The 14,263-nt window shown below is 41.5% G+C and carries 13 protein-coding genes; 9 read left to right on the top strand and 4 right to left on the bottom strand.

Annotation, left to right across the window (positions count from 1 at the left end; genetic code table 11):
* Window positions 1-4: 4 nt before the first annotated feature.
* Complete coding sequence (locus N745_RS0109535; RefSeq protein ID WP_024851899.1) at window positions 5-1,429, top strand: phosphomannomutase/phosphoglucomutase; 1,425 nt, start codon at window positions 5-7, stop codon at window positions 1,427-1,429.
* An 8-nt stretch (window positions 1,430-1,437) separates the two neighbouring features.
* On the opposite strand, the gene N745_RS0109530 is transcribed toward N745_RS0109535, so the two are convergent.
* On the bottom strand, window positions 1,438-2,364 hold the full coding sequence (locus tag N745_RS0109530) for a LysR family transcriptional regulator (RefSeq protein WP_024851898.1): 927 nt from the start codon (window positions 2,362-2,364) through the stop codon (window positions 1,438-1,440).
* A 245-nt stretch (window positions 2,365-2,609) separates the two neighbouring features.
* On the opposite strand from N745_RS0109530, the gene N745_RS0109520 reads away from it, so the two are divergent.
* From N745_RS0109520 to N745_RS0109500, 5 genes are all read left to right on the top strand, one after another.
* Window positions 2,610-4,028 carry a form I ribulose bisphosphate carboxylase large subunit gene (locus tag N745_RS0109520; RefSeq protein ID WP_024851896.1) on the top strand — a complete coding sequence of 473 codons (1,419 nt, stop codon included), beginning with the start codon at window positions 2,610-2,612 and terminating at the stop codon, window positions 4,026-4,028.
* Window positions 4,029-4,051: 23 nt separating this feature from the next.
* Window positions 4,052-4,405 carry a ribulose bisphosphate carboxylase small subunit gene (locus N745_RS0109515; protein ID WP_024851895.1) on the top strand — a complete coding sequence of 118 codons (354 nt, stop codon included), beginning with the start codon at window positions 4,052-4,054 and terminating at the stop codon, window positions 4,403-4,405.
* A 322-nt stretch (window positions 4,406-4,727) separates the two neighbouring features.
* Window positions 4,728-5,549: a CbbQ/NirQ/NorQ/GpvN family protein gene (locus N745_RS0109510; protein WP_024851894.1), complete on the top strand. Its 822-nt coding sequence runs from the start codon at window positions 4,728-4,730 to the stop codon at window positions 5,547-5,549.
* A 97-nt stretch (window positions 5,550-5,646) separates the two neighbouring features.
* The gene (locus N745_RS0109505) at window positions 5,647-7,977 is read left to right on the top strand and encodes a nitric oxide reductase activation protein NorD (RefSeq protein WP_024851893.1); all 2,331 of its coding nucleotides are present in this window, start codon (window positions 5,647-5,649) and stop codon (window positions 7,975-7,977) included.
* Between the two features lie 44 nt (window positions 7,978-8,021).
* Complete coding sequence (locus N745_RS0109500) at window positions 8,022-8,555, top strand: hypothetical protein (protein ID WP_024851892.1); 534 nt, start codon at window positions 8,022-8,024, stop codon at window positions 8,553-8,555.
* Window positions 8,556-8,617: 62 nt separating this feature from the next.
* On the opposite strand, the gene N745_RS0109495 is transcribed toward N745_RS0109500, so the two are convergent.
* The gene (locus N745_RS0109495; protein WP_024851891.1) at window positions 8,618-9,475 is read right to left on the bottom strand and encodes an AraC family transcriptional regulator; all 858 of its coding nucleotides are present in this window, start codon (window positions 9,473-9,475) and stop codon (window positions 8,618-8,620) included.
* 340 nt (window positions 9,476-9,815) lie between these two features.
* On the opposite strand from N745_RS0109495, the gene N745_RS0109490 reads away from it, so the two are divergent.
* Complete coding sequence (locus N745_RS0109490) at window positions 9,816-10,634, top strand: HDOD domain-containing protein (protein WP_024851890.1); 819 nt, start codon at window positions 9,816-9,818, stop codon at window positions 10,632-10,634.
* A 39-nt stretch (window positions 10,635-10,673) separates the two neighbouring features.
* Here N745_RS0109490 and N745_RS0109485 read toward each other — a convergent pair whose 3' ends face one another.
* The gene (locus N745_RS0109485; RefSeq protein WP_024851889.1) at window positions 10,674-11,891 is read right to left on the bottom strand and encodes an aminotransferase class I/II-fold pyridoxal phosphate-dependent enzyme; all 1,218 of its coding nucleotides are present in this window, start codon (window positions 11,889-11,891) and stop codon (window positions 10,674-10,676) included.
* 132 nt (window positions 11,892-12,023) lie between these two features.
* Between N745_RS0109485 and N745_RS0109480 the strand changes: the two genes are divergently transcribed.
* Window positions 12,024-12,509 carry a YajQ family cyclic di-GMP-binding protein gene (locus N745_RS0109480; RefSeq protein WP_024851888.1) on the top strand — a complete coding sequence of 162 codons (486 nt, stop codon included), beginning with the start codon at window positions 12,024-12,026 and terminating at the stop codon, window positions 12,507-12,509.
* Window positions 12,510-12,562: 53 nt separating this feature from the next.
* Here the strand turns inward: N745_RS0109480 and N745_RS0109475 are convergent, their stop codons facing one another.
* The gene (locus N745_RS0109475) at window positions 12,563-13,144 is read right to left on the bottom strand and encodes a hypothetical protein (protein ID WP_024851887.1); all 582 of its coding nucleotides are present in this window, start codon (window positions 13,142-13,144) and stop codon (window positions 12,563-12,565) included.
* 150 nt (window positions 13,145-13,294) lie between these two features.
* Between N745_RS0109475 and argB the strand changes: the two genes are divergently transcribed.
* The gene (gene argB, locus N745_RS0109470) at window positions 13,295-14,209 is read left to right on the top strand and encodes an acetylglutamate kinase (RefSeq protein WP_024851886.1); all 915 of its coding nucleotides are present in this window, start codon (window positions 13,295-13,297) and stop codon (window positions 14,207-14,209) included.
* The last annotated feature ends 54 nt before the right edge of the window (window positions 14,210-14,263 follow it).

Here is a 14,263-nt window from a genome sequence, read left to right as displayed (position 1 = left end):
TGTTATGCGGGAAGCATTTTCTAGGATTTTTAAAGCCTATGACATTCGCGGAAAGGTTGATATTTCGCTTGATGAATCTGCTGCGGAATCTATTGGTATTGCCTTTGCGGAACAGTTAATTGCTTACGGTGAAACGTGTTTGGTCGTCGGACGTGATGGGCGTTTATCCAGTTTGCGATTACAACAGGCTTTTATGCGAGGTGTGGCCAGCCAGAAGGTTTCAATTATTGATGTGGGGGAAGTGACTTCTCCCATGGTTTATTTCGCAGCGGAAACTTTAGAGGGCGTCAACTCTTGTGCAGTCATCACTGGCTCGCATAATCCACCAGAAGACAATGGCATTAAGCTTGTTACACAAGGACAAGCTTTGTATGGTCAGCAAATCCAGGCATTGCGCAAACGCATTGGGTCAGAGGGCTTTGATCAAACGCTCAAGCAAGTTAAAAATCTACCAGGCTGGGGTAACTCCTCAGCACAAAACCTTTCTATTTTTTCCGATTACCGACAGCGTATTGCCAGTGAAATTCAGTTGTACAGACCATTAAAAGTGGTGGTGGATGCTGGAAACGGTGTGGCAGGACGCTATGCGCCAGAAGTTTTAAGATCTATTGGTTGTGAGGTCATCGAGTTGTTTTGTGAGGTGGATGGCCATTTTCCTAATCATCATCCTGACCCTGCCAAATTGGAAAATTTAACGGATTTAAAAACCGCTGTTTTTGAACATCAAGCAGATTTAGGGCTGGCATTTGATGGTGATGGGGATCGTTGTGGTGTAATCGATAATCAAGGGCTGGTTTTAGAGCCGGATCGGCAGTTGATTTTATTTGCTAGAGATATTTTGAAAAATCGTGCTGGTGGAGAGATCATCTTTGATGTGAAGTGTTCCGCTCTGGTTGCGCAAGAAGTTGAAAAGTCTAATGGAAAGGCAGTTATGTGGAAAACCGGCCATTCGTTGATGAAAGCTAAGATGAAAGTGACCAGTGCGCTACTTGGCGGAGAAATGTCAGGGCATTTATTTTTTCAAGACCGTTGGTATGGGTTTGATGATGCAATTTACACTGCAGCTAGACTGGTTGAGTTGCTTGCCCGTCAATCACAAACGGCAGCCGAGTTATTTGCCAAAATACCACAATGGCAGAGCACGCCGGAGCTTCACATTGATGTGCCTGAAGGTGAAGCTAACTTGTTGGTAGAGAACCTGTGTCAGAGTTTTATGAAGGAGTCTGATAGTGAAATCAAAGAAATCATTACGCTTGATGGTGTGAGAGTTGAGTATAAGGATGGCTGGGGTTTGGTGCGAGCATCGAATACGACATCGACGTTAACGATTCGTTTCGAGGCGACCACACAACAGGGATTGGAAAAGATACAAAAACGCTTTAAGCAGAGATTATTGGTCTTAGCGCCAGAGTTGAAACTGCCTTTCTAGGATGGTTTTTAACGAGTGTCAGAGCGAGCTAACAGTTTATTGATGTCTACCGAGTTTAAGAATTCTAAAAAGGCTTGAGCTGGCGGTGGCGGTGTTTTTTGTTCCAATTTCACAACATACCAGTCACGATTCAGTGGAAAGCCTTCTACATCCAAAACTTCTAAATGCCCATGTTTCGATTCAATGCGGATTGCATGCTGTGGGATAACGGAAATACCCAATCCTGCCATCACAGCTTGTTTGATCGACTCAGTGCTTCCCAATTCCATATAAGGTTCTATTTGAACGCCATGCTGTGCAAACAGTTCTTCTGTTGCGATGCGAATGCCCGACCCTTTTTCTCGCAAGATAAAGTTTTCATTAGCGATCTGATCTTGGGTAATGTTTTTAACCTTTGCAAGCGGATGCTTTGGCGGTGCTATCACAACCAAATCACTCTTAAAGAAAGGAAAGGCTTCCATTTTGTACTCTTCCGGTACGCGCCCCATAATCGCTAAATCGTATTGGTTTTGTTTCAGTTCATCCAAGATGCGGCGGCGATTGATAACGGTAATGCGAGGAATAACACCTGGAAAACGGTTCAAAAACGCTTTCAAAATATAGGGCATAAAATATTTGGCAGGTGTGACCACTGCCATGGTGAGTTCACCTTCAATTTTTTGCTGAGCGGATTTGATGCTGATATTGAGGTCTTTCAGTTCATCGAGAATTTTTTGGCAGCTTTTATACATCTGCTCACCCGCTCGAGTCAGATATAAGCGTTTTCCAACAACTTCAATCAATTTAACATCGTTGTTTTCTTCAATACGTTTGACTTGAATTGAAACTGCTGGTTGAGACAAATAAAGTTCTTCTGCCGCTTTTGTGTAGCTTTTATTACGAGCAACTGACTCAAAAATGCGAATTTGTTGTGCTGTCAAATGTAAATTTTGCATTTTTATATCTCTATTTTTTAAGTAATTCCGTTATCAACTTTCCCTTAAAACTGGGGTTTTTTCATTTTATCATAAACAAATGTAAATATATGGCATAAGAACGCCTGTATGGGCTTTCTGTGGATTTTCGCTAAACTTTGCTTCAACTGAAATCGCTGGGAAATTTTCGGGAAACCTTTCGAAAATGATACCAAGGTTTTTTTCAGCTAACGTAACCAATTTCATTGAAAACAAAGAGGTGAAAAATGGCAAAGACTTATAACGCCGGTGTAAAAGAATACCGCGAGACTTATTGGATGCCAGAGTATGAGCCAAAAGACTCAGACTTTTTAGCGTGTTTTAAAGTTGTTCCACAACCAGGTGTACCACGTGAAGAAATCGCAGCAGCTGTTGCGGCAGAATCTTCAACAGGTACTTGGACTACTGTATGGACTGACCTTTTAACAGATTTGGATTATTACAAAGGACGTGCTTACAGAATCGAAGACGTTCCAGGTGACGACTCTGCATTCTATGCATTCATCGCTTACCCAATCGACTTGTTCGAAGAAGGTTCAATCGTAAGTGTTATGACCTCTTTGGTTGGTAACGTTTTCGGATTTAAAGCACTTCGTTCTATCCGTCTTGAAGATATTCGTTTCCCACTAGCATATGTTATGACTTGTGGTGGACCACCACATGGTATCGAAGTAGAACGTGACAAAATGGACAAGTATGGTCGTCCAATGTTGGGTTGTACTATCAAGCCTAAGTTGGGTCTATCTGCTAAAAACTACGGTCGTGCAGTATATGAGTGTCTTCGTGGTGGTCTTGACTTCACAAAAGATGATGAAAACGTAACTTCACAACCATTTATGCGTTGGAGAGATCGTTTCCTATTCTGTCAAGACGCTATCGAGAAAGCAGAAGCAGAAACTGGTGAGCGTAAAGGCCACTACTTGAACGTTACTGCTGGTACGCCAGAAGAAATGTACGAGCGTGCTGAGTTTGCTAAAGAAATCGGTTCTCCGATCGTTATGCATGACTTCTTGACTGGTGGTTTGACTGCAAACACAGGTCTAGCTAACTACTGCCGTAAAAACGGTCTGTTGTTACACATTCACCGCGCAATGCACGGTGTAATCGACCGTAACCCAATGCACGGTATTCACTTCCGCGTATTGTCAAAAGTACTTCGTTTGTCTGGTGGTGATCACCTTCACTCAGGTACGGTTGTTGGTAAGTTAGAAGGTGACCGTGAAGCAACTCTAGGTTGGATCGACATCATGCGTGATAGCTTCATCGCTGAAGATCGTTCACGTGGAATCATGTTTGACCAAGACTTTGGTGCAATGCCTGGTGTTATTCCAGTTGCATCTGGTGGTATCCATGTATGGCACATGCCAGCATTGGTTTCTATCTTCGGTGATAACTCAGTTCTTCAGTTCGGTGGTGGTACGCTAGGTCACCCATGGGGTAACGCAGCGGGTGCAGCAGCTAACCGTGTAGCACTTGAAGCTTGTGTACAGGCACGTAACGAAGGTCAAGAGATCGAGAAAAACGGTAAAGAAATTCTGACAAATGCTGCGAAGCATAGCCCAGAGTTGAAGATCGCTATGGAAACTTGGAAAGAAATCAAGTTCGAATTCGATACTGTTGACAAACTTGATGTTAGCCACAAGTAATTTGAGATATTAGGAGAACTATTATGAGTCAAGTACAAGACTATCCATCAAGACTTTCTGATCCAAAGTCACGTAAAGCTGAGACTTTCTCTTACCTTCCAAAAATGGATGCTGAACAAATTAAAGCTCAAGTTCAGTACATCATTGACAAAGGTTGGAACCCAGCGATTGAACACTCAGAGCCAGAGAATGCTTTCTCTTACTACTGGTATATGTGGAAGTTACCGATGTTCGGTGAAACTGATGCAGATGCAGTATTGGCTGAAGTAGATGCATGTATCAAAGCTAACCCAAACAACCACGTTCGTTTGATTGGTTATGATAACTTTGCACAGTCACAAGGCGCTAACATGCTTGTTAAGCGTGGTGACATGTAATCCATAGTTTGGATGACTAAGTGGTGCGAGAGCACCATTTTTAAAAAATCGTGATTTCACTATCCCTTTTAATTCTGTGAGATCACGTCAGCTTCCATGAACCAAAAGCGATTGGAAGCTGCTATTGAATTCTGGTGTTTGCCTTACTTAATTTTAAGGCAAGCACTAACCAGGTTTACCCGAGTGGAACTTACCTCCTGCAAGGGTTAAACGACCAGCCAGCCCCGAAACTGGCTGGTTTTTTTAAACCAATTTGTTTTGCTGATTGGTAAACACAAATCATTAAAACAAATTCGTTTTCACTCTAACATGGAGAAGCAACATGTCTGAAATCAATGCACTTGACCCACAACAATACGTTATTAAAAACGAACCTTTTTATCGTCCGGTTTCGGATGAGGTTGAACTGTTTGAGTCGGCTTATGCGTCACGCATGCCGATGATGCTTAAAGGACCGACTGGGTGCGGTAAGTCTCGTTTTGTCGAATACATGGCACACAAACTGAACAAGCCATTGATTACCGTTGCCTGTAACGAAGATATGACAGCTTCGGATTTGGTTGGACGCTTCTTGATCGATATTAACGGTACTAAGTGGCAAGATGGTCCTTTGACTGTTGCTGCACGTATCGGTGCGATCTGCTACTTGGATGAGGTTGTTGAAGCTCGCCAAGATACGACAGTTGTTATTCACCCTTTGACGGATCACCGTCGTGTTTTACCGTTGGATAAAAAAGGTGAGTTGGTTGAAGCCCATCCTGATTTCCAGTTGGTTATTTCTTATAACCCTGGTTATCAATCAATGATGAAAGATTTGAAGCAGTCAACTAAGCAACGTTTTGGTGGGTTTAGTTTTGACTACCCTGCAGAGCAGATTGAAGCGGAAATCATCGCTAAAGAATCTGGCGTGGACATGTCTATTGCCGAGAAGTTGGTACAGATTGCGCAGCGTTCACGTAACTTGAAAGGCCACGGTTTGGACGAAGGGATTTCTACGCGTCTATTGGTGTATGCAGGACAGTTGATTGGTAAAGGTGTTTCACCAAACAAAGCTTGCCGCATGGCGTTGATTACACCACTGACAGACGATTTGGATATTTTAGATACCTTGATGACGACAGTCGAAACCTTCTTTGAAGAGTAAATTCAGATGTAGCGGGTCACAGATGGCGAAGGAGCTTAGTGACCCAGAAGTCGTCTGATGCGACTGAAAAATCAACACATCTAAAGAGAGTTTGGCTATGAGTTCAGAGATTGAAGAAATTAAACAAGCCTTGATCGAGGCGGTTCCTGAGTTGTCGGACACGCTTGATTCGATGATACAGGAAGGGTCTCGTCATATGAATGAGGCGACCCGTAAAATTTGGTTGCAGAACGCTCAGGGTATTGCTTATCTGGGCAAGGGCAAGCAGATTGTTATCAGCTATATGGAATCTATTCCATTAGTCATCGCGCAGGTTGAAGATGAAATTCTGACCGATATTCTTGAAACGGTTATGAAGTTGTCATCGGTAACTTCGGGTGAAGTTGTTTCGTTATTGTTGAACTCTTTGCCATTAGCTGCGGAAAGAACCGGTGATATCGATCTACTGCGTCAATACTTGAAGTTGATTTATCAAATCGGCTCCAAGTCGCCACGTGGTTTGCGCCCGATGTTGATGAATATTGACGAAATATTGTCAAAGTTGACGGTATCTGGTTTGCGTCGCTGGGCAATGTGGGGTGCGCAGGCGCATGCTCGTAACTTCGAAGCTCAGATGGAATATTTTGCACTGGAATCAGCAGATTCCAAAGCAGTCTTCCAGCAGCAGCGTAAAGGAACGTTGTTCATTGATTTCCACCGCTCAATCAATTTTTATTTGAGAGCATTCTGGGGGCGCGACTTCTTTATCCGTCCTTCGGCAGCAGATTTTGAAGGGTTTAAGCCTTTCTATGAAAATCATGCGATGCACTTGCCAGATGCCTTGAACGACATGGGTGACATCAAGGGTATTGAATTGTATCGTGCCATGTCTGCACATATTGCTGCCCATTTGATGTACACCAATGAGCCCATCAGCATGGAGCAGTTGAATCCTCAACAAATGTTCTTTATTGAGTTGATGGAAGATGCGCGTGTTGAGTACAAGGCAATCAAGGCTTTTCCTGGGTTGAAAAAGCTTTGGAAAAAAGTCAGCTCACAAGCGATGGAAGACGGTAAGTTGAGTCCAGAGTCTACAGCAGGTCGTTTGGAGCAATTGGCCTTGTCTTTAATGGATCCTAAACATGCGTTTGAAGACGAAGTTTTAGCGCAAATTCATGAACGCTTTTATGCTGAAATCGAAGAAAACCAAGACAATGAAAAATGGTCTTGGGATATGGGGATTACCCTTTATAACCTGTTGAACAAGTCTTTGACGCGTTGGGAATCTTTGACCGAAATCAGCAAAATTCGTTTGGCTTATCGTGATGACAACCGTTTGGTTTGGGCATCCGATGAGTGGGGTGAAGCCGAAGGTTCTGGTGCACCAACTGAAACCGTGCGTAAGCATGTTTCCTTGATGGAAATGATTAATGAAATCGATTCTGAATTGGTTGATGTTGATCATGATGAAGTTTGGGTGTTGGGTACGGAACTGTATCCTTATGAAGATAATGGTGTTTCTTGGAATGAAATGGAAGGGATTGAGCCGATTTCCGATCCATTCCATTACCCTGAATGGGACTACCGCGTGCAGTTGCATCGTCCTAACTGGGTAACTTTATATGAGCACCGTGCGCGTAAGGGCGACCCTGCTTTGTATGACCGTATTTTGGATGAAAACAAACAGATTGCTCATCGTATCAAACAGATAGTTGATAAGTTGCAATCGGTAGGTTTACAACGTATTCGTCGTATTGAAGACGGAGATGAGTTGGATTTGAATGCCTGTGTAGAAGCGATTACCGCTTTACGTATGGGGCAGGAACCTGATCCGCGTATTACCATGAAAAATGTGATTAATACGCGTGAAGTATCCGTTCTGATTCTATTGGATTTATCAGAATCCACCAATGAATTGGTGCCTGGATCTGACAAAACCATTTTGGAAGTGACGCAAGAGGCGGCGATATTGGTATCCCACGCCATCAACGGTATCGGTGACCAGTTTGCGGTACATGGCTTCTCGTCCGATGGGCGTCATGATGTGCAGTACACGCGTTTCAAACAGTTCGATGAACCATTCGATGCAGATGTACATGCTAAGATGGCTGGTATGACAGGTGGATTGTCGACACGTATGGGCGCAGCGATGCGACATGCAGGGGCTTATTTGGATAGACAGGCGTCAAAACAAAAGTTGATGCTGGTGATTACCGATGGGGAACCGGCGGATATTGATGAGCAAGACAGTCAATATTTGAAACAAGATGCGAAAAAGGCGGTTGAAGAGTTAGGCTCTCGCGGTATTTATAGCTACTGCTTGACCATCGACCAGTTTGCGGATAAGTATGTACAGCAGATTTTTGGTCAGAACCGTTTTGCGATTGTGGATAATGTAATGCGTCTTCCAGAGAAGTTGCCTACCTTATTCGCCAACCTAACTTCTTAGTGAAGTTGGACAGTCACTCTTAACATTTTCGGGAAATACAGAGTATGAATGCACAAGAATTTAAAGAAGCAGTTAACGCTTTAACAGAAGAAGAATTAACCGCGATTTTGCAGAATGAAGGGTTGGTTATCCATCAGGATCAGAGTTTGACAATCGGTCCAGCAGATGGTGCCTTTGTCATCTATGAACTGGGTGATGATGGCTTTACGCAAACAGATGAAGTAAAAGATTATTTGCTGAAAAATGCGGAGTCTTTAATTGAAACCTATTATCAGTTTAACCCGATCAGTAAAGAATGTTTTAACCGTGAACTACAAGGCTTATTCAATGAACATGGCCAGGATGTGTTTGTTTGCCTTCGAGGAAAGACACCACAGAAAGTGATTTTTGTGGATGATGGACAATTGATTGTAGAAGATGAAACCAGCCCTCGTTTTAAATATGGTATTTATCTTCAAATTGAAGATGATAGCTCTGCTATGGTAAAAATCAATAAGGCAAAGAACTGGCTGTTATCAGGCACCGCTTATGGTGATTACATCAGTACTAATGTCTGTCGCTTCAGTGCTATGGAATGATTTTTAAATCTTCAAAAAAACAAAAAAACCAAGCATTTGCTTGGTTTTTTTATATCTTAGGTTTAAGCAAGCGGTAGATACACATCTGTAATTAATTCGTGCTCTGCCACTTCTGGGAAGAAATTTATGTACTCGAAAAAGCACGGGAAATCTCTCGGTGTTTCATCGTTTTCTGCCAACCAATCTCTATAGAGATAGTAAACGGTTTCGTCCAGATCATCATGGCTGCCATGATGCCTAATTTTGACGCAACGACCACCAGGTATGGTTTTATTAATGACACCATGCGCGTTTTCTGGAATTGACTCTTTTACCTCTCCGCATAGGTCAAAACGGAATGCTTCCGGTTCGGTAACACTAGGGTCATCATAAGCCAGCCCAAAAGTTCGGCTGTTGGTAATCGGAGAATGTCCAGTTTCTTTTCGCCAGTTAATGAACTGACTAATGGATTCATTTAAGTTTTGATGCGGACCTCTGTGTTCGAAAACAGCGATACTCATCTCAGGAAAGTTGACAACTTTAGCTTCCATCGTAATAAGCCCTCGTTTAGGTTTGAATTGATAGTGTTGATGCCAATCAGACCAGACAGGTTCTTTTCGAAAAGCGTTTGGTGATAATCCAAAACGTTTCTTAAATGCACGACTAAAACTTTCGTGAGAATCGTATCCGGCTGAGAAGGCAATGTCCGTAATACGCATGTTGTGGTTGAATACAAGTTGATAAGAAGCTCTTTTTAACCTAAGCAACTGTATAAACTGAAACACATTAATCCCAACACTATTTGAGAAGAGTCGGTGGAAATGATATTTTGAAAAATGTGCGACTTCGCTGAGCTGTTCAACGGAAAGTGTATCATCAAGGTGTTGGTATATGTAGTTACATACATTCTTGATGCTTTGTTGGTATCGCGTATTTTTCATGGTGAAATATTAACCTTGTTTACGTTTTATGAACACTGTCAATTATGCAGATTGGTTTATGTTATTACTTGACCAAAGTTGCTTGCTTTCAGAATACCATTGCAATAGTGTGGATTTGTTATGCAACAGGTTATTTAACCGAGTGTTTATGCTATTGTTCGATTAGCTTACATGTAAGCTAATGTCGTACTGACCTGTACTGTAGAAGTAGAAAGTTTTATTTTGTTAAGAAAAATATTTTTTAGTAAAAATACGAAAAAAATAGTTGGAGACTTGGTTAAAATAACTGCACTACAGGATTTTTTATTTTTGAGTTTTTTATTTTTGAGTTTTGAGGTTTATGGAACAACGGTTAAGAAAGGCGATTCAAGCAATCAAAGGAATTAAAATTCCAGATTTGCCAAAGGCGATTATTGAATTAGATGATGAATTATCTAAACGGTTTCCAAGTAATCAGGTGATTACCAAAATTATCGAAAGCAATACCAAGCTGTCAGGAGAAGTGTTACGTATAGCTAATTCGCCAGCCATGAAACTTCGATCACCAGTAAACTCAATTAGGGAAAGTGTAGATGCACTGGGCTATCAAAACCTTAAAAACCTTGTTGTTGCAGCTGCATTAAAAAACCTTTTTGATAATCCTAAAATTCAAGAAATTATTGAGCATTCTGCAGAAGTTGCCTTTTGTTGTGCTGAGATATCAGAAGATGTTGCAAATGTAACAAGAGATGAAGCCTACCTTATGGGGTTGTTTCACAACGGCGGCAGTCTATTATTGGCAATGAAAGATCCAGATGGGTATACAAAGATATTTTCTGATATTAATACGCGCCCAGTCAGCGGTGTTGAAGAGGAGACGCAACATTATTCAACAACGCATATGGATGTTGGATTGTTGTTGGCTCAAAAATGGAAGTTGCCAGTAGATATATTGAATGCAATCTTGCTTCATCATACAAAAAATTTAAGTCATCCAAATGATCGTCTTCGCGCCATGGTGTCGATGCTAAAAATTGCGAATGTGATTGTGAGTGAAGTATCCTTTGGTTCTTATATGTCAGATGAGGCACACCAGTATTTAGAAGAAGCTCGGGAAGACTTGATGCTCTCTACAGATACAATTAATGAAATTCGTAAATCATTAATAGCATACGCTTAAATATTAGGGCTGAAGTATACTGGCGTTTTTACGCATACTTTAGCCGTGATTTTTCAAGACACTATCTACAAAAAATCTTATTTTAGTAACAGCCTCTTTTAAGTACGCATTGTCTACTGTATAAGCGATGCGAATATGATGATTGGAACGAAAATCTCCAAAGTCTCTTCCTGGTGTGAGTACAACGCCTGTATGTTCCATTAAAGCCTTGCAAAAAGCTTCGGCATCATCAGTAAGGTCTGAAACGTCCCAATAAAGATAAAATGCACCTTGAGGTTTACAAGGGATATTGAAACCAGCAGCGATCATGGCTTCGTATAATTGGGTGCGTCTCGTTTCGAACGTTTGTCGTCGGTTTTCTAGTTCCGCTAAAGCATCATTCTCTAAAACACGTAAGGCACCATATTGTGCGGGTGTGGATGCCGCTAAATATAGGTTTTGTGCCAGCTTGTCTAAAGTGGGAATTAAGAAATTGGGTGCGACAATCCAACCTAGACGCCAACCTGTCATACCAAAGAATTTAGAAAAAGAATTAATTACAATGACATTAGCCTGCAAGTCACGAATGGAAAGAATGCTCTCAGCAGGTCTTTCGTACACCAGTCCTTGATAGATTTCATCAACAATTAAATAGACTTCTTTTTCTTCCAGGAAATCGGCAATGGATTTTAGTTCGGTTTGTTCAATTAAGGTTCCGGTTGGGTTAGAAGGCGTTGCAACCATCACCGCTTTGATATCCGGGTGCCAATGTTTCTGAATTAACTCAAGGGTTAGTTGAAATTGGCTGGACTCATCTACAGGTACAGATACAACTTTTCCATGCAGTAGGTTTACGAACTCTCGATTACATGGATAGGTTGGATCACATAGCATCACTTTATCGCTGGGATTAATAATGGCGGTAAGCAAAAGATGAAGTGCGCCTGAAGCACCAGGTGTTAATAAAATCCGTTCAGAGGGTACGTCGGCATGATAAAAATCATGGTAAAACTGGCTGAGTTTTTCTCGTAAGATGGGCAAGCCCAGAGTAGGGGTATAGTGGGTTTTTCCATGGTTGATTGCTTCGGTAACTGCATCATGTACACACGTTAATGATGGGAAATCAGGTTCTCCGATTTCAAGGTGAATCATTTGTTTGCCTTGTGCTTCTAATGCTTTAGCTTCGCCAAGTAGTTTCATAACATGAAAAGGCTCAACCTCCTGGGCGACTTGGCTGATGGATAAATTTAACGGGTTAAAGCTCTGTTGTTTCGACATGAAGAAGGCTTGATCTAGTTTAGAAAAAAGTCTAAGTATTCTGAATCAGAAAAACCTTTTAAGCAATGATAGAATAGGCGCAAGTGAAATTTGCATTGCAGAAATAGTAACAAATAGGTCTAGGAGAGAAACATGCCTTCGTTTGATATAGTGTCCGAACTGGATAAACATGAATTGACTAACGCCATTGACCAGGCAAATAAGGAAGTGACAACTCGTTACGACTTTAAAGGAACCGATTCAGAATTTGATTTAAATGGTTCTACGGTGACAATGAAAACCGAATCAGAGTTTCAGTTGAGCCAGATGTATAACATCTTGGTCGAGAAGGCGAATCGCCGAGGTATCGATGTTAAATGTATGGAAGTTAAAGATCCTGATATTCAATTAAAATCTGCTAAGCAGGTGATTGAAATGCAAGAAGGGATCGATGCTGCTTTGGCGAAAAAGATTATTAAGAAAATTAAAGATTCTAAAATCAAGGTACAGGCTGCTAACCAAGGAGACAGTATTCGCGTTACGGGTAAAAAACGCGATGATCTTCAAGCAGTGATGCAGTTGTTAAAAACTGAAGAAGACCTTGAACTGCCATTGCAGTTTAATAATTTCAGAGACTAGGCTGTTCTGATAGTCAACTTGCGCTTGGTAAGCCCAGCGCAAGCTGCTGCGTTTTAAGACTGAGGCGCGTTCTCAATATTAGGTGTTTCTATCATGTGTAGCACTTCTGGTGCGATCATTTCTCTCACTTTGGCAAGGCTGTCATCTAACCAAAGCATGAATTGCTTAATTTCTTCGGTATTAACGGTTTCGTTGATGAAAGTAATTGATGTTTGAACTTGCCCAGCTTTGTTTTGGTCAATCAAAGAAAATTTAGCGAAATTCAGTTTTTTATTTAAGACAGTCGTCATGGCGACCAATTCGTGAGAATGACGGAATTTAGGTTTTATGCCCACAACACGGCTGACGACAATGCGACTCAAGCCTCCCTGGATCATCTTAGGTTCCATAATAAAAGTATGATTGTCGTAAAACACGATAAACTGAGTCGGATTAACCTGTTTAACTTCATAACCTTCGTCTCGTAGTTCTGTAACGAGTATATTTGTAGCTTGTAGGTTGGTTTTGTTATGAAGAACAATAGTCTTGCCACCTGAAGATTCGGTTGGCGTGCTACTACAACCAAATAATACGGTTGTTGCTAAGGCGATTAGTGTCCAATGAAAAAAGCGCTTGGTTAAGTTAAGGGGCATCATAAGGTTTCCAATAAGAGAGACATTTTATTTTGCGTGATTGTATCGGTTTCTAGCCAAGGAATCTATGAAGCATTGTGAATTGTCGATTGTTAATTATCTTGGGGTTACTTAAAATAGCCGAAATTATTACTTTTTATTACAGAGTTCCCGATGAGAGTTCAAAATACAATGAATTTAAATAAAGCACAAGCTCAAAATATCGCTTCCGTATTGGCAGAAGCCTTGCCCTACATTCAACGTTTTTCCGGTAAGACCATCGTTGTTAAATATGGTGGTAACGCCATGACAGAGGATGCTTTAAAAAACGGCTTTGCGAGAGATATTGTGTTGATGAAACTGGTTGGCATCAATCCTGTCGTGGTGCATGGTGGTGGACCGCAAATCGGGAATTTATTGAGCAGAATTGGTAAAGAATCCGAGTTCATCCAAGGCATGCGTGTGACTGACTCAGAAACCATGGATATTGTTGAAATGGTATTGGGGGGGTCTGTAAATAAAGAGATCGTTAACCTAATTCATCAACATGGCGGGAATGCTGTTGGCTTAACGGGTAAGGATGGCGACTTAATTCGTGCTAAAAAACTTGAGATGACTTCTTTTAACGAAGCATTGAATGCCCCAGAGATTATTGACTTAGGGCACGTTGGTGAAGTGTCTCGTATCAATACCAAAGTACTGGATATGTTGATTCAAGACGACTTTATTCCCGTGATTGCGCCAGTTGGTGTCGGTGCAGATGGACATTCATACAATATCAATGCCGACTTAGTTGCAGGTAAAGTTGCAGAAGCGCTTCAAGCTGAAAAACTTATGTTGTTAACCAATACGCCAGGCTTGTTAAATAAAGAAGGTGAATTGTTAACGGGCTTGAACTCAGAGAAAGTAGATGACTTAATTGCCGATGGTACGATTTACGGCGGCATGTTGCCAAAAATCCAATGTGCGTTAGAAGCAGTGCAAGGTGGAGTGAAGTCCGCGCATATTATTGATGGGCGTGTTGAGCATGCGGTGATGTTAGAGGTCTTTACCGACGAAGGTGTCGGTACTTTGATTACATCCCGATAGACGCTGTCTAATTTGCGCTAATTCGTCGTTAAGCAAGGACTCGTTTATTTCAAT

This window comes from Hydrogenovibrio kuenenii DSM 12350, assembly GCF_000526715.1.
Classification (GTDB): Bacteria; Pseudomonadota; Gammaproteobacteria; order Thiomicrospirales; family Thiomicrospiraceae; genus Hydrogenovibrio; species Hydrogenovibrio kuenenii.
Note: the sequence above shows the minus strand (reverse complement) of the source record. Positions and strands in the feature narration are given on the sequence as shown.